Below are 19909 nucleotides of genomic sequence, written 5' to 3' on the forward strand. Positions count from 1 at the left end.
TTCTTCTGCACGCGCTGCTCGCGGCCACGATTATATCGATGCCGATGCCGAAGCTTCCGAGCCGGCCGGAGGAAGAACGGGTTATCCTGACCCCGCGACAGTTCGAGGTCTCGACAAGGCAGTCAGCCGGCGACGATGCCGTGGCCGTTGTGCGGCAACCCAAAAGACCTTATCAAGGCGCACGGCCGGGCGGTGGTCGTTGTCGTGATTTTGGCACTATTCATTCGCAACAGGATCGCGCTCGGCGCGTGGAAAAATGACAAAAACCCTTCGCAAGACCCTTCGCAAATTCGCCATTGCCATCCCGCTCCTTGCCCTTGGCTTCTATTTCATTCCGATCCTCACGACGATTTTCGTGGTTTGCGGCCTGATCGACGTGCTGCGCAACGACCGCAAGAATCTGTCCTTGTTCAGCGGCTATTTCCTGGGCAATGGCCTCTTCACCTGGCTGCTTTCGCCATTCAACCTGCTGGTCGACCTCCTGTGCTACAGAAATCCGGGCGTGTGGAAGCTGGAACAGTTCCCGGAGGATTATCAGCGCGAAGTCAACGAGGTCTTGGATGTCTTCAAGGCGCGCAAGGCCGAAATCATCGCCGACATCGACGCCAATTTCGGCGCCGGCCGGCGCGGCATGTATGTCTACCAATGGTATGGCAAGCACAGGATAGACAACGTCGCCGAGTTCAACAAGGATTTCAAATACATCAAGACGATTGCCGTCTCGGTCTTCAGCAAGCGCGAATCGACCTCCTGGCACTTCGGACCGTTGCGGCTCAGCCTCCGCATCCTCTACAACCTCATTCCGATGAAGTCAGAGATCTTCGTCGAGTGCGGCAACGTCAAGAACTACTGGTACGACAATCCGCTGTTCATTTTCGACGACACGCTGCTGCATCGCTCGGTCAACGAGTATGACGGTCGTCGCTACTGCGTATTCATGGACATTATCAGGCCGTCCCCGGTCCCCAGGCTCATCGCCGGCCTTCTCGCCATCGTCTCGGTGAGTGTCGAGAGGATCAATTCGATGTTCTACAAGAACTGGAAGATGATCGGCTCGACCAAGCCGAAAAAGGCCGAAACCACCTGAGCTGGCAAGTTTTCGAACGTAGCCGGCGCGCCGGATAGGTATGAATAGTCGGGGACAGTATACGGCGATGTTCAATCTGCTTCTCGTGGCCGCCGGCGGCGGCATTGGCGCCGGCGTTCGCCATCTGACCAATATGGGCTCGCTGCGCCTTGTCGGCCCCAACTATCCCTGGGGCACGATGGCGATCAACATCGTCGGTTCGTTCGCGATGGGCCTGTTCATCGCCGCCCTGGCGCGCCGCGGCGGGTCTAACGAAATCAGGCTGTTTGTTGCCACCGGCATCTTAGGCGGCTTCACGACGTTTTCCGCCTTTTCGCTCGATTTCGCGACCTTGTGGGAGCGGGGAGCCACCTTGCCGGCGTTTGGATATGCGCTGGCCAGCGTGATTGGCGCCATCATTGCCCTGTTTTTGGGTCTTTGGCTCGCAAGAAGCCTGCCTTAATGCTATTGCCGCGCCGAGAGCAGGCCTGGGCCTGCCAGGAAACGGGTAAGCGAAAACAATATGGCAGGCGTTGAACAGATCACGGTGGAGGCCGGCGAGGCGGGCATGCGGCTCGACCGCTGGTTCAAGACCCATTTCCCGGGCCTTGGCTTTGGTCATCTGCAGAAGCTGCTTCGGTCCGGGCAGATCCGCGTCGACGGCGGCCGCGTCAAGGCCGACACCCGTGTCGAGCCTGGCCAGACGGTGCGCATTCCACCGCTGGAAGTGGACAAGAAGGGCGACAGCCCGCTGACCGGCCATTCGATCCGCAACCAGGGCGATGCCGAAGTCCTGGCAAAGATGCTGATCCATGAGGATCCGAAGGTTTTCGTCTTCAACAAGCCGGCTGGCCTTGCGGTGCAGGGCGGCTCGGGCGTCACCCGTAACGTCGACGACATGTTGGAAGCCTGGCGCAACCAGAAGGGCGAGAAGCCGCGGCTGGTGCACCGGCTCGATCGCGACACGTCTGGCGTGCTGGTCGTCGCCCGCACCAGGCTGGCGGCGATGAAGCTCTCCGAGGCGTTTCGCGCCCGCGAGACCAAGAAGACCTACTGGGCTTTGGTCAAAGGCGTGCCGCCCAAGCGCGAGGATAAGATATCGACCTGGCTGATCAAGGAAGCCACGCCGGATGGCGATCGGGTGCGCATTGCCAAGCACGGCGAAAAGGGCGCCGACCATGCCGTATCCTACTATCGCATCATCGAGCAGGCGGCGCAGGCGCTGACCTGGCTGGAGATGGAGCCCTATACCGGCCGCACCCATCAGTTGCGCGTTCATGCCGCCCATATCGGTTGTCCCATCATCGGCGATCCCAAATATTTCGAGGCCGACACCAATTGGGATTTTCCGGGCGGGATGCAGAACCGCCTGCATCTGCACGCGCGCCGCATCGTCATCCCGCATCCGGACCAGGGTTTCATCGACGTCACCGCACCTATGCCGCCGCATATGCGCCAGAGCTGGAACCTGATCGGCTTCGACGACGCCAGTGCGGAGGATTGACCATGAGCGGCGCTGCCGATGCGCTCGACCGTCGCGATACGGTCGACATGGCGGCCGCCGCCATAATGGTCGGCCTGACGTTCTCCTGGGGCCTGAATTATGTCGCTGCCAAGATCTCCTATGCCGGCTATGATCCGGTTTTCCTGTCGATCGCGCGCTCGGTTATCGGCGGGCTCTGCGTCTTCCTCTGGTGCCGCTGGCGCGGCGTTGCGCTTTTCAGGAGGGACGGGACATTGCTCGCGGGCATTGCAGTGGGCGTGCTCTTCGGTATCGAGTTCCTCTGCCTTTATGTCGGGCTGGAGCACACCACGGTCGCCCGCAACACGCTGCTCGTCAACACCATGCCGTTCTGGATGCTGTTGGGGGGCCATTTCCTGCTCGGCGAGCCGATCAGCCTGCGCAAATCCCTTGGCCTTCTGCTTGCCTTTGCCGGCCTCGCCGCAGTCTTCTCCGACAAGCTCGGCGGCGGCGGGGACATGCTGTTCGGCGATCTGCTGAGCCTTGGCTCCGGATTCGTCTGGGCCTTGACCAATATCCTCATCAAGCGCTCGAAGCTGGTTGAGACTAGCGCCGAAAAGCTGCTGCTCTATCAACTCTCCGGCGCTGCGATCGTCGGCGTCCTGGTGTTGCCGCTGGCCGGCCCCTCCGTGCGCGATCCTGCGCTGTTGCCGACGTTAGCCCTGCTTTTCCAGGCGCTCTATATCGTCGCCTTCACCTATGTTTTGTGGTTCTGGCTGCTGCGGCGCTATCCCGCTTCGAGCCTGTCGAGTTTCACGTTCCTGTCGCCGGTCTTCGGCGTGCTGTGCGGCGCCCTGTTCTTGAACGAGCCGCTGACCATACGCATTTTTCTGGCACTTGGTCTCATTGCCGCCGGTCTGGTCATCGTCAACAGGCCGCCGCGCCAGCAGACGGCCGAAGGAGGCTGACATGCGCGATATCCTCAGCGATCTCGAGGCGGGGAAACTGCTCTCCGACCCCGATCCGGTGCGCCGCGCCCAAATCCAGATGAAGAAGCCGCTGCCGAAGCGTTTTTACAAGACCGTTTCGGTCGCGCGCGTCGATGCTGGCTTTGCCGTCCATCTCGACGGCAAGCCGGTGCGCACGCCGGGCAAGGCGCTGCTGACGCTGCCGACCGAGAAGGCGGCATCGCTGGTCGCCGATGAATTCGCCGCCCAGGGCGAGACCATCGATCCGGTGTCGATGCCGGTGATGCGTCTCGTCAACACCGCGCTCGACGGCGTCGCCAGCGATCCGCAGGCGGTGGTGGAGGACATACTGCGCTTTGCCTCGTCGGATCTGCTCTGTTATCGCGCCGACGCACCACAAGGCTTGGTCGAGCGGCAGAACGAGCTGTGGGATCCTGTCCTCGACTGGGCGCAGGCAGCACTCGGCGCTCGCTTCAACCTTGCCGAGGGCATCATTCACGTCGAGCAACCGCGCGAAACTATTGCTGTGCTGGGTGTGCATCTTGCCCAGCGCACCGAGCCGCTGCGCCTGGCAGCGATCCACGTCATGACCTCGCTGACCGGTTCGGCGCTGCTGGCGTTGGCCGTGGAGTTCGGCGAACTCGGCGGTGAGGCGGCCTGGACTGCCGGCCATGTCGACGAGGATTGGCAGATCGAGCATTGGGGACAGGATGCGGAAGCTGTCGCGCGCCGGTCCGCCCGCAAGCGCGACATGATGGCTGCCGTCGGTCTGATCGAGGCGCTCGAAGGCTGACCGGCCACCGCACCGCACCTAATACCAAAGTCATAATCCCAAAGTCATCTGCCGTTGGCAGGCGCTTTCTGTCATTTTTCCCGTGATTGCTGCCGCGAGTCTGCGTTCGGAGAGAAATGCGAACGCAGGGGCGCTGCATCGAGCACAAGGGTCTCACGGGAGGAGCATCTCAATGGCTATCGCATCGACCGCCAGCGGAAAGAGCCGCGGCATGACGCGAGAAGAGAAGAAAGTCATCTTCGCTTCTTCGCTCGGCACCGTTTTCGAATGGTACGATTTTTATCTCTACGGATCGCTCGCGGCCTTTATTGGTTCGACCTTTTTCAGCCCGACCATTCCGGAAGCGACGCGCAATATTTTCGCGCTGCTGGCTTTCGCCGCCGGCTTCCTCGTCCGTCCGTTCGGCGCTTTGCTGTTCGGCCGCATCGGCGACCTTGTCGGCCGTAAATATACCTTCCTCGTCACCATGACGATCATGGGCCTGTCGACCTTCCTGGTGGGCTTGCTGCCTGGCTATGCGAGCCTCGGCATCGCGGCTCCGGTGATCCTGATCATCCTGCGCATGCTCCAGGGCTTGGCACTGGGCGGCGAATATGGCGGCGCGGCCACCTATGTCGCCGAGCATGCGCCGGACGACCGGCGCGGCTACTATACGTCGTGGATCCAGACGACCGCCACACTCGGCCTGTTCCTGTCGCTGATCGTCATCCTGATCGTCCAGGGCTCCATGAGCAAGGAAACCTATGCCGCCTGGGGCTGGCGCGTTCCTTTCATCGTGTCGTTCCTGTTGCTCGGCATTTCCATCTGGATCCGGCTGTCGCTTTCCGAATCCCCCACCTTCCAGCGCATGAAGGAAGAGGGCAAGGGTTCCAAGGCACCGCTCTCGGAAGCCTTCGGCCAGTGGAAGAACGCCAAGATCGCGCTGCTGGCACTGCTCGGCCTTACGGCTGGCCAGGCCGTGGTCTGGTATAACGGCCAGTTCTACGCCCTGTTCTTCCTCCAGAACGTGTTGAAGCTGGACGCACAGTCGGTCAACATCATGATCGCCATCGCGCTTGCGCTGGGCTCCATCTTCTTCGTCGTGTTCGGCTGGCTGTCCGACAAGATCGGCCGCAAGCCGATCATCATGGCCGGGCTCGCACTCGCGATCGTCTGCACCTTCCCGCTGTTCAAGGCATTGACCTGGGCCGCCAATCCGGCCCTTGCCGAGGCACAGCAGAGCACCCGCGCGACGGTGACCGCGGCACCCGGCGACTGCAGATTCCAGTTCAATCCGGTGGGTACCGCGAAGTTCACGACGTCTTGCGACATCGCGACCTCGTTCCTGACCAAGAACTCGGTGCCCTATGACGTCGTTTCCACGGCGGCACCGGGTACGGCTGCTTCGGTCAAGATCGGCAATGAGACGGTCGCATCCTACGATGCTGTCGCCGCGGGCGACCAGGCCAAGGCCAAGGAGGCCGCCTTCGTCAAGGCCGTCAACATGTCGTTGCAGGACGGCGGATATCCGCTGAAGCGTGCTGCGATCAAGATACCGGACCAGAAGCTCGACGCGTTTGTCGCTGCCAATCCCGAACTGAAGCTCGACGCCGCCGTCATCCGCGCCGGCGAGAAGGCGACGGTTCCTACCGATCAGGCGATCAAGGACAAGCTTTTGACCGCCGACGAGGCTGCCGGTGCGCCTGAGGTCACCGTCTACAACATACCCGGCGGCGGTGCCTTCGCCATGTTCGCCGACCCTGCGGCCGTGAACTGGCCGATGACGATCGCCATCCTGTTCGTCCTCGTCCTGTTCGTGACCATGGTCTACGGTCCGATCGCGGCCATCCTGGTCGAGATGTTCCCGACCCGCATCCGCTACACCGGCATGTCGCTGCCCTACCATATCGGCAATGGCTGGTTCGGCGGGTTGCTGCCGGCGACGGTGTTCGCGCTCAGTGCCTACAGGGGCGACATCTATTATGGCCTCTGGTATCCCGTGATAATCGCGGCGATGTCGCTCGTCATCGGCATGATCTTCGTCAAGGATACGCTGGGCACGAACCTGGAGACCAAGCAGTAACGGGTCGGATCCACATGCATGAGAAAACCCGGCGCGAGCGATCGCGCCGGGTTTTCATATCGAGGCTGAAGATGCGTTCAGCTCTTCGGCTGCTGGTTTTCTTCCTCGACAGCGGCCTCGTGATACCAGCCATCGAAATCGGCATGCGTGTTACGCAGCGAGGCAAGCTCTGCCGCGAACTTGGCCTTCGCGCCTAAATTTGAGGCAGATACGCGGCCTGCAAGCGGGAACATCAGGATCTTTGCCGACGGACGGGCGAGGGTGACTTCCATTGGCGGTCTCCTTTCTTCTCCGAGGGTCAGTTGATTCAGCTTTTCCTCAAAATAGGTTCTGCGATTCATTTAGGCAATATGCTTATGAAAAGATCAGTTATTGCCTATTATTTGCGCAATCTCTGCGTCTGATCGATCCCGGCGCATTGCTGGGGCGGTGCAGTGAATTCACGGGAATCTTACGACCATTTTGTCGCACCGGTCGATGCCAGAGTGGCATATGAATTGCTTTTTACCACTCGGCAGGTCGGCTTGCTCCGGCCATGCGTCGACACCGCGTGCGGTGGTCAAGCACAACGAGAGGCTCTAGAATGACCAAATACAAGCTCGAGTATATCTGGCTCGACGGATACACCCCGGCCCCCAATCTTCGCGGCAAGACCCAGATCAAGGATTATGCCGAGTTCCCGAAGCTCGACCAGCTGCCGCTGTGGGGCTTCGACGGCTCGTCCACCATGCAGGCCGAGGGCCGAAGCTCCGATTGCGTGTTGAAGCCGGTCGCGCTTTATCCCGATCCGGCCCGCACCAACGGCGTTCTCGTCATGTGCGAAGTCATGATGCCCGATGGCGTCACGCCGCACGTGTCCAACAGCCGCGCGACCATTCTCGACGACGAGGATGCCTGGTTCGGTTTCGAGCAGGAGTACTTCTTCTACAAGGATGGCCGTCCGCTCGGTTTCCCCGAGAGCGGTTATCCCGCCCCGCAGGGCCCGTACTACACCGGCGTCGGCTATTCGAACGTCGGCAGCATCGCGCGCCAGATCGTCGAAGAGCATCTCGACCTCTGCCTTGCCGCGGGTATCAACCATGAAGGCATCAACGCCGAAGTGGCCAAAGGCCAGTGGGAATTCCAGATTTTCGGCAAGGGCTCCAAGAAGGCCGCCGATCAGATGTGGATGGCCCGCTACCTGCTCCAGCGCCTCACCGAAAAGTACGGCATAGATATCGAGTTCCACTGCAAGCCGCTCGGCGACACCGATTGGAACGGCTCGGGCATGCATTGCAACTTCTCGACCAAATATATGCGCGAAGTCGGCGGCAAGGGTTATTTCGAGGCCCTGATGGCGCAGTTCGAAAAGAACCTGATGGACCATATCGCCGTGTACGGCCCGGACAACGACAAGCGTCTGACCGGCAAGCACGAGACGGCCCCCTGGAACAAGTTCAGCTATGGTATCGCCGACCGCGGCGCCTCGATCCGCGTGCCGCACTCGTTCGTCAAGAATGACTACAAGGGTTATCTGGAAGACCGCCGCCCGAACTCGCAGGGCGACCCCTACCAGATCGCTTCCCAGGTCCTGAAGACGATCTCGCAGGTTTCGACCGGCGCATCGGTTTCGGCCGCTGCTTGATATTTCACGTCGGGCCTCAAGATCCCCGACAACCATGACGCGAGCCCCGGCGGGAGTTGCCGGGGCTTTTTCGTGTGACGATGGCGGGCACTATCGCATGCCGCTGTTTCCGTTCGCCGCTCCTCGTCTTCCTGGCTCCTGGCCTGGCAAAGCAAATTCCCCCAAAAAAAGTCAGGTTAAAAAGGGCGGCTCAAACCCATCCCGACAAGGCGGCTTTGGGCTGACGAAAGCATACCTTGGCGCCGGGCCGCAGGCTTCGAAATCCTCGAAAAAGCCCGGAAATCCGGCCATTCCGGCAAGAATGCCTGTCGACCGATCCTTTCATAAGCCCCTGTTCATACACCAAAATCGACCGTCTCGACGCCCGGCAGGCGACATTGACAGGCTGCGGCGCAACATGCGTATTCGCAGGCATTGGGGGATACGCCAAGCGGTGCTGTTCGAAGGGGCGGGGTTTCTTGAACGACAGCATTGGCGGGGGCGCCGGACGAGCGGGCATTGCAGCCTGAGGCAGTGTGCCGCTCGCTCCTGGCTTATCCTTTACTTGCAAAAAGCGCATGCCGGATCGCCTGGCAGCCCAGCTTGGCTGGCTCAAGCCGGTCTGTGCCTCAGCGCAATCGACACGTGTGACGTGACCAGCCGACGGAACCTCAGCAGCCGGTGCGCCTTTCCAGTCGCTGGATCGGGCAGCATCCGATCGAACGCGTCGGTGTCCGCGGATTTGGCTGAATGGAAGCCTCGATATGAGCAAACAAAGAGGCCGGAAGAGGTTCATCTTCCGGCCTCGCATTTGCAGGCTGAATTGAAGCCGCTGGATCCGGGTTATGCCGGGTCCAGGGAGATCAAAAATCAGACCGAATAGTACATGTCGTATTCGACGGGATGCGGTGTCATTTCGAAGCGCATCACCTCGGCCATCTTCAACTCGATGTAGCTGTCGATCTGGTCGTCGTCGAAGACGCCGCCGGCCTTCAGGAATCCGCGGTCCTTGTCGAGGCTCTGGAGCGCCTCACGCAGCGAGCCGCAGACGGTCGGGATCTTCTTCAGCTCCTTCGGCGGCAAATCGTAGAGATCCTTGTCCATCGGCTGGCCGGGATGAATCTTGTTCTTGATCCCGTCGAGGCCGGCCATCAGCATGGCGGCAAAGGCGAGATAGGGGTTCGCGCCCGGATCGGGGAAGCGGACCTCGACGCGCTTCGACTTTGGCGACGAGCCGAACGGGATGCGGCAGGATGCCGAGCGGTTGCGCGCCGAATAGGCGAGCAGCACCGGCGCCTCGTAGCCCGGCACCAGGCGCTTGTAGGAATTGGTCAGCGGGTTGGTGAAGGCGTTGATGGCCTTGGCGTGCTTGATGATGCCGCCGATATAGAACAGGCAGCTTTCCGAGAGGCCGGCATACTCGTTGCCGGCGAAGGTCGGCTTGCCTCCTTTCCAGATCGACTGGTGGACATGCATGCCCGAGCCGTTGTCGCCGAAGATCGGCTTCGGCATGAAGGTGGCGGTCTTGCCATAGGCATTGGCGACCTGATGCACGACATATTTGTAGATCAGCATCTTGTCGGCGTTGCGGACCAGCGTGTCGAACTTGATGCCGAGTTCGTGCTGGGCCGCAGCCACCTCGTGGTGATGCTTCTCGACCCGCACGCCCATCTCGGCGAGCACGGTCAGCATCTCGGAGCGCATGTCCTGCGCCGAATCGATCGGCGGCACCGGGAAATAACCGCCTTTGACGCGCGGACGGTGGCCGAGATTGCCGGTTTCGTAGTCGGTGTCGTCATTGGACGGCAGTTCGGTGGAATCGAGCCTGAAGCCGGTGTTATAGGGATCGGCTTTGTACTTGACGTCGTCGAAGACGAAGAACTCGGCTTCCGGGCCGACATAGATGGTGTCGCCGATGCCTTCCGACTTCATGTAGGCCTCGGCCTTCTTGGCAGTGCCGCGCGGGTCGCGGTTATAGGATTCGCCCGAAACCGGATCGAGGATGTCGCACAGGATGACCATGGTCGACTGAGCGAAAAACGGATCCATATGGACCGTTTCAGGATCGGGCATCAGCACCATGTCGGACTCGTTGATTGCCTTCCAGCCGGCGATCGAAGAACCATCGAACATCACGCCATCGGCGAACATGTCTTCCTCGACCTCGATGACATCCATCGTCACGTGCTGCAGCTTGCCCTTCGGGTCAGTGAAGCGCAGGTCAACGAACTTCACATCGTTGTCCTTGATCTGCTTCATGATGTCTTTGGCTGTCGTCATGTCATGTATCCCTGTGTGACGTTTTTTAATGATGACGTTTCGAAATATGGGCGAGGCGTCAGACGGCATCCATGCCGGTTTCGCCGGTGCGGATGCGCACGACTTCCTCGATGTTGGAGACGAAGATCTTGCCGTCGCCGATGCGTCCTGTCTGGGCCGCCTTGCGGATCGCTTCGATGGCGCCTTCGACCGCATCGTCGCCGAGCACGACTTCGATCTTCACCTTGGGCAGGAAGTCGACGACATATTCGGCGCCGCGATAGAGTTCGGTATGCCCTTTCTGGCGTCCAAAACCCTTGGCCTCGGTCACGGTGATGCCTTGCAGTCCGGCCTCCTGAAGCGCTTCCTTCACTTCGTCCAGCTTGAATGGCTTGATGATCGCTTCGATCTTTTTCATGTAAAAAATGGCCTCCACTGCCAAAAAAACGGGTTGTGAGCCCCCGCTTGCGCCTCCATCAAGCACGAATTGTGCCAATTGGCGGGATTTCAAGCGGTGTCATTCGATTCCAGAACCATGCCGCACGAAGATGCAAATTCGCATCGTTCGCTGCATCCAGCGCGCGACGGATGGCTGCAACCTACGCGGCGTCGGTGTTTATGTCTGCCCGATATTTAGGCGTATTGCTTATTTGGTGGGCATTGCTCAGCTTGGCTGGGACCGCGCCAACTCCTCTGCGTTTGCGTCGAGCCGAAAACTGGACAATGCTTGATCGAATGCGGATCGGCAATCCATGAGCAACGAACTTCTTTCTCCCGAGGAGATGAGTGAGGCGGATCGGTTGACGATTGCCGCCGGCGCAATCGACGGCATCGGCCTGATGCGCCGTGCAGGAGAAGCCGTCGCGGCCGAAATTTTCAGCCGCTATCCGGCGGCGAAGCGGGTCTATGTGCTTTGCGGTCCCGGCAACAATGGCGGCGATGGCTATGTCGTGGCCCGCTGCCTGGCAGCCGCTGGCGTCGACACGATGGTGTGGGCGTCGGGCACGCCGAAGCCGGGCAGCGATGCCGCGCTCGCCGCCGGCGAATGCCCGGTCAAACCTCGGCCGCTGGCGAATTTCGCGGCCGAAGCCGGCGCTGTCGTCGTCGACGCCCTTTACGGAGCAGGGCTGTCCAAACCGCTGTCCGGTGAAGCGGCGAGAACGGTTGGCATTGTGGCAAGCCTGGCCTTGCCGGTCGTCGCGGTCGATCTGCCATCAGGCGTTTCCGGAGGCAGCGGCCAAGTGCTCGGCCAGGCTTTTCGCGCTGGGGTCACCGTCACCTTCGCACGCAAAAAGCCTGGCCATCTTCTGCTCCCCGGGCGCAAGCTGTGCGGGGAGGTCGTGCTGGCCGATATCGGCATCACCGACGGTGTCATTGCGCGGATTCGACCCCAGACGTTCGAGAACACGCCGGCGCTTTGGCTCGACGTTTTTCCGATTCCGGGTGTCGATACGCACAAGTACAAGCGCGGCCATGTCGGCGTCTTTTCCGGTGGCCCGAATGCCACCGGCGCGGCGCGGCTTGCGGCGCTTGCCGCGGCCCGTATCGGGGCAGGAGCGGTGACGGTCCTATCCCCGGCGAACGCCATGCAGGTGAATGCCGCGCATCTGACCTCGATCATGCTGCGCAAAGCAAATGACAGCGCCGACATCGACGCCTTCATCGGCGAACGCCGGCCCTCCGCCTTTGTGCTCGGACCTGGCTTCGGTGTCGGTGAAAGAACGCGGAATTTTGCTCTCACGCTGCTTGCCGCTGGCCAGCAGCGGAACGTTTCCGCCTCGGTCGATGGCCTCGTGTTCGACGCCGACGCGATCACCTCGTTTCGCGAGAAGCCGGATGCCCTGTTCGAAGCCTCGCGCCAGCCGGGCGCGCCGTCGCTGGTGATGACGCCGCATGAAGGCGAGTTCGCCAGGCTGTTTGCTGACATCGCGGGTGGCGCCGTTTCGTCCAAGTTGGGCAGGGCTCGTATGGCCGCCACCCGTGCCAATGCCGTGATCGTCTATAAGGGCGCCGACACCGTAATCGCTGCTCCCGATGGCAGGGCTGCGATAAACTCCAATGGTGCGCCGTGGTTGGCAACCGCCGGCTCGGGCGATGTGTTATCGGGCCTCGTGGCCGGCTTCCTGGCGCAAGGCATGCCGGCCTTCGAGGCGGCGTGCGCGGCGGTGTGGATCCATGCCGAGGCCGGCAGCCGGTTCGGGCCGGGGCTGATCGCCGAGGACTTGCCGCTGGCGCTGGTGCTGGCGTTGCACGAACTGGTGGCGGCTCGCGGCGCGCGCTGACCGGCTCGACATTCAGCTCACAGCGGAATGTTGTCGTGCTTTTTCCAGGGGTTCTGCATGTCCTTGTTGCGCAGCATCCGCAGCGCGCGGGCAATGCGGCGGCGGGTCGAATGCGGCATGATCACCTCATCGACATAGCCGCGCTCGGCGGCGACAAAGGGTGACAGGAAGCGGTCTTCGTAAGTCTTTGTATGGGCAGCGATCTTTTCGGCGTCGCCGATGTCCTTGCGATAGATGATCTCGACCGCGCCCCTGGCGCCCATCACGGCGATCTGCGCCGTCGGCCAGGCATAGTTCATATCGCCACGCAGGTGTTTCGAAGCCATCACGTCATAGGCGCCGCCATAGGCCTTCCTGGTGATGACGGTGATCTTCGGCACGGTCGCCTCGGCATAGGCGAAGAGCAGTTTGGCGCCGTGCTTGATCAGCCCGCCATATTCCTGCGCCGTTCCCGGCAGGAAGCCCGGAACGTCGACGAAGGTGACGATCGGGATTGAAAAGCAATCGCAGAAGCGCACGAAGCGCGCTGCCTTGCGGCTGGCGTCGGAATCGAGCACGCCGGCCAGCACCATGGGCTGGTTGGCGACGAAGCCGACCGTGCGGCCTTCGATGCGTCCGAAGCCGGTGACGATGTTCTTGGCGAAACTTTGCTGGATCTCGAAGAAATCACCCTCGTCGGCGACTTTCAGGATCAGCTCCTTGATATCGTAAGGCTTGTTGGCGTTGTCGGGGATCAGCCGATCGAGCGACAGATCGTGATCGGTGACCGACTGGTAGCATTCGATCTCGGGAATCTCCGATGTGTTCGAGGCCGGCAGCAAATCGACCAGCCGGCGCATCTGCAGCAGTGCTTCGACGTCGTTGTCATAGGCGCCGTCGGCGATCGAGGATTTCGTCGTGTGAACGGAAGCGCCGCCGAGGCTCTCGGCGGTCACCGTCTCGTTGGTGACGGTCTTCACCACGTCCGGTCCGGTGACGAACATGTAGGAGGTGTCGCGCACCATGAAGATGAAGTCGGTCATGGCCGGCGAATAGACGTCGCCGCCAGCGCAAGGCCCCATGATCACGGAAATCTGCGGAATGACGCCCGACGCCAGCACATTGCGCTGAAAGATCTCGGCGTAGCCGCCGAGTGCAGCCACGCCTTCCTGGATGCGGGCACCGCCGGCATCGTAGAGGCCGATGATCGGCGCGCGGTTGCGCAGCGCCATCTCCTGCACCTTGATGACCTTTTCGGCATGCGCTTCCGACAGCGAGCCGCCGAACACGGTAAAATCCTTGGCGAAAAGGTAGACGGGACGGCCGTTGACGGTGCCCCAGCCGGTGACAACGCCATCGCCGGCGATCTTGGTCTTTTCCATGCCGAAGTCGGTCGAACGGTGCTCGACATACATGTCGAACTCCTCGAACGAACCCTCGTCGAGAAACACCTCGATGCGTTCGCGGGCGGTGAGCTTGCCCTTCTTGTGCTGCGCGTCGATGCGAGCCTGACCGCCGCCCATGCGGGCGATCTCGCGACGACGCTCGAGTTCCTTCAGCACGTCCTTCATTCTCGATCTCCTGCGCGGGCTGCTTTGTGGTAATGATGCCCGCAGGTGAGCGCAAGCGTCGCTTTTTCGAGGCGTTTTGTTGCGCTGCAACATGATGCCCTTGCATTTCAGAGCGAACTCAGCCATATGCACGGCATAGGCGCTTGGGCCGGACCGATCCGGCCTTCTCCTCGAATGAGACTGGTTGCGTCTGTTTTCCCTCTTTCCTGCTGATCGGCCCCGATTGGTTAGCAAGGTGGCGAAAAAGCCCCGTGGCATGATGCCTGCGGGCACGACAGCGCAGCCGCGCGGACGAACACGTCCGCCGCCTTGTCGTTCCATGACAATTGATTCGACGGCAGGTTGCGCCCTGCCGCCATTGATGTTTGCGGCCAGAGGCCGCGTGAAAGAAGAATATTTTGACCAACGAAAACACTTTGCCCGGCAACGACACTGGAGAACTCTCCGGTTTCGCAGCACTGGGAATCACGGGTGCGCTGCTCAAGGCCACCCATGCCGCCGGCTTCACCGATCCGAAGCCGATCCAGGCTCAGGCGATCCCGCCGCAGATGGAAGGCCGTGACATTTTCGGCATCGCCCAGACTGGCTCCGGCAAAACCGCGGCCTTCGCGCTGCCGATCCTGTCGAAGATCATTGCGCTCGGCACCAAGCGCCGGCCGAAGACGGCACGCGCGCTGATCCTGGCGCCGACTCGTGAGCTCGCCGTGCAGATCGAGGACACCATCAAGATCCTCGCCAAGGGCGCGCATGTCTCGACCGCGCTCGTGCTGGGCGGCGTCTCGCGCTTCAGCCAGGTGAAGAAGGTTGCGCCCGGTGTCGACATCCTGATCGCCACGCCCGGCCGGTTGACCGATCTGGTGCGCGAAGGCGACCTCATGCTTGCCGACACCAAATGGCTGGTGCTCGACGAGGGCGACCGCATGCTCGACATGGGCTTCATCAATGACGTCAAGCGCATCGCCAAGGCGACCGCGCCGGACCGTCAGACGGTGCTGTTCTCCGCGACTATGCCCAATGAAATCGCCGAACTGGCGAAAGGCCTGCTGAAGAACCCGATCCGTGTCGAAGTCGCGCCGCAAAGCACGGCGGCGGCCGAGATCGTGCAGAGCGTCGTCCTTGCCCGCACCAAGCAGAAGCGCCAAGTGCTGTCGACGATGCTCGCCGACGAGGCGATGAAATCCGTCATCATCTTTTCGCGCACCAAGCACGGTGCCGACAGGGTGACCAAGGATCTCGATCGCGACGGCTTCAAGGCCGCTGTTATCCACGGCAACAAGTCGCAGAATGCGCGGCAGAAGGCACTGAACGATTTCCGCGAGGGTTCGGTGCGCATTCTGGTCGCCACCGACATCGCCGCGCGCGGCATCGACGTGCCCGGCATCAGCCATGTCGTGAATTTCGACCTGCCCGATGAGGCGGAGAGCTACGTCCATCGCATCGGCCGCACCGGCCGCAACGGCCGGGACGGCATTGCGATTACGCTCTGCGATCCGTCCGAGAACAGCAAGCTGCGCCAGGTCGAGCGCATCATCCGCGCCAAGCTGCCCATTGCCGCCGACCATCTCGGCAGTCCCGATCCGCAGCGCAACCCGGCTGAGAAGAACGAGCGCTACGAGCCTGCCAATGACCGCAACGAGCGCAATGGCCGTCGCGACGGCAGGCGGCCGGGCGGCCAGAACAACGGCTCCGGCAAGAAGCGCTTCGGTGACAAGCCGGCCTTCGCCGGCGACCGCAAACCGGAAGGCGCCAAGCCCTTCAAGGGCAACAATAAACGCCGCTTCGGCGGCAAGCGGCCCGCGGCGCGGGCCGCGTAGGCAGGCCGCTTCGTATTGGCCGGGCATTTGCGTGCCCGGCTGGTCACCAGTGAGATAAAGGGCGACCGCGGTGAGGCTGCGGTCGCCCTTTCCGTATGGAAGCTCGGGCTACTTCGCGACCGCCTCGATCCAGACGGCAATTCTTTGTGCAAGGAAGGTCGTGGTCGATGGCGACAGGGCGTCGCCGGCGATGACGTGGTTGTCGGGATCGCCGGTATCGTCGACCGGAACCAGCTCGTGCGGCGCGCCCCAACGCCCGGCGATTTCACGCGTGCGGTCAGGCCGCACCACGCTGTCCGAATCCGAAAAGATGAAGAGGGCAGGGACCACCGCTTTCTCCACCGGCGCGCCATAGGCAAGTTCCGTCAGCGCCTGCATCGGCAGCGTCGCGGCAAGGGGATATCTGGTGGTCCAGAATTTCTCGTGCAGCGCGTTGCGCGGCATGAAGCTGCGCTCCTTGCCGGCGACGAGTTCGGCTATTTGTTTGCCCCATCGCATGGTCAGGATCCCGGCGCCCGACGCCTTGACGCCGAAATTCGGCGAGATGAACGCGATCGCCGCCACGCCGTCCGAAGCGCCCGGCTGTGTTGCCGCCCAGGCCGCCAGCGAGCCGCCGGTCGAGGTAGAGATGACGATCACCTTGTCGCCGATGGCCCGGCCGATCGCGAGCGCCTCCTCATAGTCGTTGATCCAGGCATTGAGGCTGCCTTGCGTCATGGCCGCGCCATCCTGCCCGTGGCCGGTGAGGCGGGTGAAGAACAGATTGGCGTCGAGTTGGTCGGCAACCTCGTCGGGCAGCGGGCGGAGCTCGCCCTTCGACGCCGAAAAGCCGTGGATATAGACGATGGACAGCCGTGTCCTGGCATGCACCATCGGATTGGCCCAGATGATCCCTTTCTCCAGCCCGTCACGGATGCCGGATATCGCCGCTTCCGTCCTGGCCACGTAGGCCTGCGGATCGTCGCCGATTGCGGATGGATCGAAGCGGATCGTGGTGTCGACGGGAACCCGCGGGCCGAGCACGAAGGCCAGTGCGAGGATGGCGACTAACCCCAGCACAGCAAGCACGATTCGTCGCCCCATCGCAGACTCCAAACGCAACAACAACAAACCTACGGCGGTGGCGGGGAACAGGCAACGACCGGCCGGCGATGAAGCCGCCGATCCGCTGGCTTCTATTCGCTCGGCGGCTTGCGGTCGTAATTCAGCGGCCGTGCCTTCCAGCTCGTCATGAGGCTGATCACGCCTCGGTACACCGGTCTCGGCAACAGGCTGAGCAGCTTCAGGGGCCAGCTCGTCCGGCGCGGGAACGTGACCTCGAAGCCGCCGGATTTGATACCCCGCACCATGCGCCGCGTCGCTCGGCTGACGGGCATCAGTCCCGGCATGGGCAGCATGTTCTTCTCGGTCAGCGGTGTGTCTATGAAGCCCGGGTTCATGACCTGGACGCGCACGTTCATCTTGTCGAAATCGTATTTCAGCGATTCGGCCAGGATGTTGATCGCCGCTTTGGTGCCGCCATAGGCGGCGGTCGTCGGCCAGCCGAAATAAGCGGTGACCGAGCCGACCAGCACGATATGGCCGCGCGCCCGCACGCGCATGCGTTCGACGACCGGCACCAGCCCGTTGATGATGCCGAAATAGTTGACCTCGAAAGACCGCCGAAAATCGCTGACGACGAGAGCCTCGCCAGGCGTGGAAATGTAGTTGCCCGCGTTTAAGACGGCGAGCACGATGGGGCCAAGCTCGTTCTCGATTGCAGCGACGGTTCTTGCCATGCGCGGCTCGTCGGTCACGTCGCAGGGAAAAGCCTTGACCTTGCCTGGCATCTGCGCGGTCTCGACAATCAGCGTGTCGATGGGATCGCCATCGGGTGCCGTTACGGCCACCGCATAGCCCTGGGACGCAAGGTCCCTGGCCAGCGAACGGCCGATGCCGCTGCTGCCTCCCGTGACCCAGGCGACGCCATGCTTCGGGTCGGCCCGATAGAGTGTCATGCTGCGCCCCCGTCGAATTGTTCTTGGCTTTTGCTCTAACCGCGAAGAAATCGAATGAAAAGAGCGGTTTTCGACGCCGGCCGCAAATGAACAACGCGGATAGGCCCGGCACCAAGGTGACGCCGGCGCAAATGCAGTACGGAAAATGCGACTGGACCAGGCAAATTCTTGCCTTGAAACCGAAGCTTCGGGTTTCTAGGGTTTCGCGCAGCTACACAAGGACTCCCGAATGCCCCGCTCCGTGATCGACGCTATCGGCAACACGCCATTGATCCGCCTCAACAGGGCTTCGGAAGAAACCGGCTGCGAGATCCTGGGCAAGGCCGAATTCATGAATCCCGGACAGTCGGTCAAGGACCGCGCCGGCCTGTTCATCATCCGCGATGCCGAAGAGCGTGGGCTGCTCAGGCCGGGCGGCGTCATTGTCGAGGGCACGGCCGGCAATACGGGCATCGGGCTGACGCTGGTTGCCAAGGCGCTCGGCTACCGCACCGTCATCGTCATTCCCGAGACACAAAGCCAGGAGAAGAAGGACACGATCAAGCTGCTCGGCGCCGAGTTGATCGAGGTTCCGGCCGTGCCGTACAAGAACCCCAACAACTACGTGAAATTATCGGGGCGGCTGGCTGAACAAATGGCGCGGTCGGAGCCGAACGGCGCTATCTGGGCCAACCAGTTCGACAATGTCGCCAACCGCGACGGGCACATCCGCACCACGGCGCAGGAGATCTGGAGCCAGACCGGCGGCAAGGTAGACGGCTTCGTCTCGGCGGTTGGCTCCGGCGGAACGCTGGCGGGCGTCGCTTTCGGACTGAAGGCGAAAAGCAAGGACGTCAAGATTGCTCTCGCAGATCCGCTGGGCGCCGCTCTCTACAGTTTCTACACCAGCGGTGAGCTGAAATCCGAGGGCAGCTCGATCACCGAAGGCATCGGGCAGGGGCGCATCACAGCCAACCTCGATGGGTTCACGCCCGACTTTTCGTTCCAGATTCGTGATGAGGATGCGTTGCCGATCGTCTTCGACCTGGTCCAGGAGGAAGGCCTTTGCGTCGGCGGTTCGACCGGCATCAACATAGCGGGCGCGATCCGACTGGCGCGTGAACTCGGCCCCGGCCATACCATCGTGACCATTCTTTGCGACTACGGCACACGCTACCAATCGAAACTGTTCAATCCCGAATTCCTGCGCGAAAAGAAGCTGCCGGTGCCCGGCTGGATGGAAGAGAAATCAGATATTTCCGTGCCGTTTGAAAAGGTCGTGTGATGGCGCACAAGACCGAAGCGCTGTTTCGCGACGACGCCTATCTCAGGACGGCCGATGCCGTGGTGGTCGCCGTCAACGAGCGCGGCGGCATCGTTCTGGACCGCACCATCTTCTATGCCACCTCGGGCGGGCAGCCGGGCGATAACGGCTATCTCCAGCGCGCCGATGGCAGCCGCATCGTCCTGGCCGCTACCATCACCGGGGAAACAAAGGACGAGATCATCCACGTGCCGGCGCCGGAACAAGCCGCGCCTGCGGTCGGCGAGCGCCTGAAGCTCGCAATCGACTGGGAGCGACGTCATCTCTTGATGCGCATGCATGCCGCTTGCCATTTGCTCACCGTCGTCTGCCCGTTTCCGATCACCGGCGCGGCGGTTTCGGAAGACGACAGCCGTGTCGATTTCGACATTCCCGACGCCAGCTTCAGCAAGGAAGACGTGACGGCTGGCCTGATGGGCCTGGTGCGGGCCGATCATCCGATCTTTACCAGGCTGATCAGCGACGAGGAACTGGCCGCCAATCCGGGTCTGGTGAAGTCCAAGAATGTCCGTCCGCCGCTAGGTACCGGCAAAATCCGGCTGGTCTGCATCGGCGAGAATGCTTCGGTGGACAGTCAGCCCTGTGGTGGCACCCATGTCAAAAGCACCGGCGAGATCGGCGAAATCCATATCGGCAAGATTGAGAAGAAGGGGCGTGAAAACCGGCGCTTCCGCATCCGGTTTGGACCGATGCCCCAAACATGATCTCGAAAGCTACGATGTTTTCGGACAAGATCATGCGGCAAGGCAA

General features: G+C 61.8%; 17 protein-coding genes. 11 read left to right on the forward strand and 6 right to left on the reverse strand.

All coding sequences use genetic code 11. The features are described 5' to 3' along the window. Positions 1-256: 256 nt before the first annotated feature. From FJ490_RS06095 to FJ490_RS06120, 6 genes are all read left to right on the forward strand, one after another. Positions 257-1087 carry an aspartyl/asparaginyl beta-hydroxylase domain-containing protein gene (locus FJ490_RS06095; RefSeq protein ID WP_140515448.1) on the forward strand — a complete coding sequence of 277 codons (831 nt, stop codon included), beginning with the start codon at positions 257-259 and terminating at the stop codon, positions 1085-1087. 67 nt (positions 1088-1154) lie between these two features. Continuing rightward, positions 1155-1529 (forward strand): fluoride efflux transporter CrcB, encoded by a 375-nt coding sequence (crcB, locus tag FJ490_RS06100; protein WP_140729121.1) that lies wholly within the window; start codon positions 1155-1157, stop codon positions 1527-1529. A 60-nt stretch (positions 1530-1589) separates the two neighbouring features. Then, on the forward strand, positions 1590-2570 hold the full coding sequence (locus FJ490_RS06105; protein WP_140515445.1) for an RluA family pseudouridine synthase: 981 nt from the start codon (positions 1590-1592) through the stop codon (positions 2568-2570). Positions 2571-2572: 2 nt separating this feature from the next. Next, on the forward strand, positions 2573-3496 hold the full coding sequence (locus tag FJ490_RS06110; RefSeq protein WP_140729122.1) for a DMT family transporter: 924 nt from the start codon (positions 2573-2575) through the stop codon (positions 3494-3496). 1 nt (position 3497) lies between these two features. Next, entirely contained in the window at positions 3498-4289 is a 792-nt protein-coding gene (locus tag FJ490_RS06115) for an ATP12 family chaperone protein (protein WP_140564591.1), read from the forward strand. Positions 4290-4461: 172 nt separating this feature from the next. After that, positions 4462-6351 (forward strand): MFS transporter, encoded by a 1890-nt coding sequence (locus tag FJ490_RS06120; RefSeq protein WP_140501296.1) that lies wholly within the window; start codon positions 4462-4464, stop codon positions 6349-6351. A 77-nt stretch (positions 6352-6428) separates the two neighbouring features. On the opposite strand, the gene FJ490_RS06125 is transcribed toward FJ490_RS06120, so the two are convergent. Further along, positions 6429-6623 carry a DUF2735 domain-containing protein gene (locus FJ490_RS06125; protein ID WP_140501298.1) on the reverse strand — a complete coding sequence of 65 codons (195 nt, stop codon included), beginning with the start codon at positions 6621-6623 and terminating at the stop codon, positions 6429-6431. Between the two features lie 311 nt (positions 6624-6934). Here FJ490_RS06125 and FJ490_RS06130 point away from each other — a divergent pair, with 311 nt between their 5' ends. Continuing rightward, positions 6935-7975 carry a glutamine synthetase beta-grasp domain-containing protein gene (locus FJ490_RS06130; RefSeq protein WP_140501300.1) on the forward strand — a complete coding sequence of 347 codons (1041 nt, stop codon included), beginning with the start codon at positions 6935-6937 and terminating at the stop codon, positions 7973-7975. A gap of 849 nt (positions 7976-8824) precedes the next feature. Here FJ490_RS06130 and glnA read toward each other — a convergent pair. Together glnA and FJ490_RS06140 are read right to left on the reverse strand one after the other, a co-directional pair. Then, positions 8825-10234 carry a type I glutamate--ammonia ligase gene (gene glnA / locus FJ490_RS06135; protein WP_140527990.1) on the reverse strand — a complete coding sequence of 470 codons (1410 nt, stop codon included), beginning with the start codon at positions 10232-10234 and terminating at the stop codon, positions 8825-8827. A 58-nt stretch (positions 10235-10292) separates the two neighbouring features. Continuing rightward, the gene (locus tag FJ490_RS06140) at positions 10293-10631 is read right to left on the reverse strand and encodes a P-II family nitrogen regulator (RefSeq protein ID WP_006205430.1); all 339 of its coding nucleotides are present in this window, start codon (positions 10629-10631) and stop codon (positions 10293-10295) included. A gap of 334 nt (positions 10632-10965) precedes the next feature. Here FJ490_RS06140 and FJ490_RS06145 point away from each other — a divergent pair, with 334 nt between their 5' ends. Next, on the forward strand, positions 10966-12495 hold the full coding sequence (locus tag FJ490_RS06145) for an NAD(P)H-hydrate dehydratase (RefSeq protein WP_140729123.1): 1530 nt from the start codon (positions 10966-10968) through the stop codon (positions 12493-12495). A 17-nt stretch (positions 12496-12512) separates the two neighbouring features. Here FJ490_RS06145 and FJ490_RS06150 read toward each other — a convergent pair whose 3' ends face one another. Further along, the gene (locus tag FJ490_RS06150; protein WP_140501306.1) at positions 12513-14045 is read right to left on the reverse strand and encodes an acyl-CoA carboxylase subunit beta; all 1533 of its coding nucleotides are present in this window, start codon (positions 14043-14045) and stop codon (positions 12513-12515) included. 398 nt (positions 14046-14443) lie between these two features. Here FJ490_RS06150 and FJ490_RS06155 point away from each other — a divergent pair, with 398 nt between their 5' ends. Further along, positions 14444-15859: a DEAD/DEAH box helicase gene (locus FJ490_RS06155; protein WP_140729124.1), complete on the forward strand. Its 1416-nt coding sequence runs from the start codon at positions 14444-14446 to the stop codon at positions 15857-15859. A 108-nt stretch (positions 15860-15967) separates the two neighbouring features. Here the strand turns inward: FJ490_RS06155 and FJ490_RS06160 are convergent, their stop codons facing one another. Further along, a complete protein-coding gene (locus FJ490_RS06160) occupies positions 15968-16942 on the reverse strand; it encodes an alpha/beta fold hydrolase (protein ID WP_140729125.1) in 975 nt (324 codons plus the stop codon). 92 nt (positions 16943-17034) lie between these two features. Then, positions 17035-17856: an SDR family oxidoreductase gene (locus tag FJ490_RS06165; RefSeq protein WP_140501312.1), complete on the reverse strand. Its 822-nt coding sequence runs from the start codon at positions 17854-17856 to the stop codon at positions 17035-17037. Between the two features lie 229 nt (positions 17857-18085). Between FJ490_RS06165 and FJ490_RS06170 the strand changes: the two genes are divergently transcribed. Both FJ490_RS06170 and FJ490_RS06175 read left to right on the forward strand, forming a co-directional pair. Then, on the forward strand, positions 18086-19120 hold the full coding sequence (locus tag FJ490_RS06170; RefSeq protein WP_140501314.1) for a cysteine synthase A: 1035 nt from the start codon (positions 18086-18088) through the stop codon (positions 19118-19120). Then, positions 19120-19863 (forward strand): alanyl-tRNA editing protein, encoded by a 744-nt coding sequence (locus FJ490_RS06175; RefSeq protein WP_140729126.1) that lies wholly within the window; start codon positions 19120-19122, stop codon positions 19861-19863. The genes FJ490_RS06170 and FJ490_RS06175 overlap by 1 nt, the downstream gene beginning before the upstream one ends. The last annotated feature ends 46 nt before the right edge of the window (positions 19864-19909 follow it).

The sequence above is a fragment of the Mesorhizobium sp. B2-5-11 genome (assembly GCF_006440835.1).
GTDB lineage: Bacteria > Pseudomonadota > Alphaproteobacteria > Rhizobiales > Rhizobiaceae > Mesorhizobium.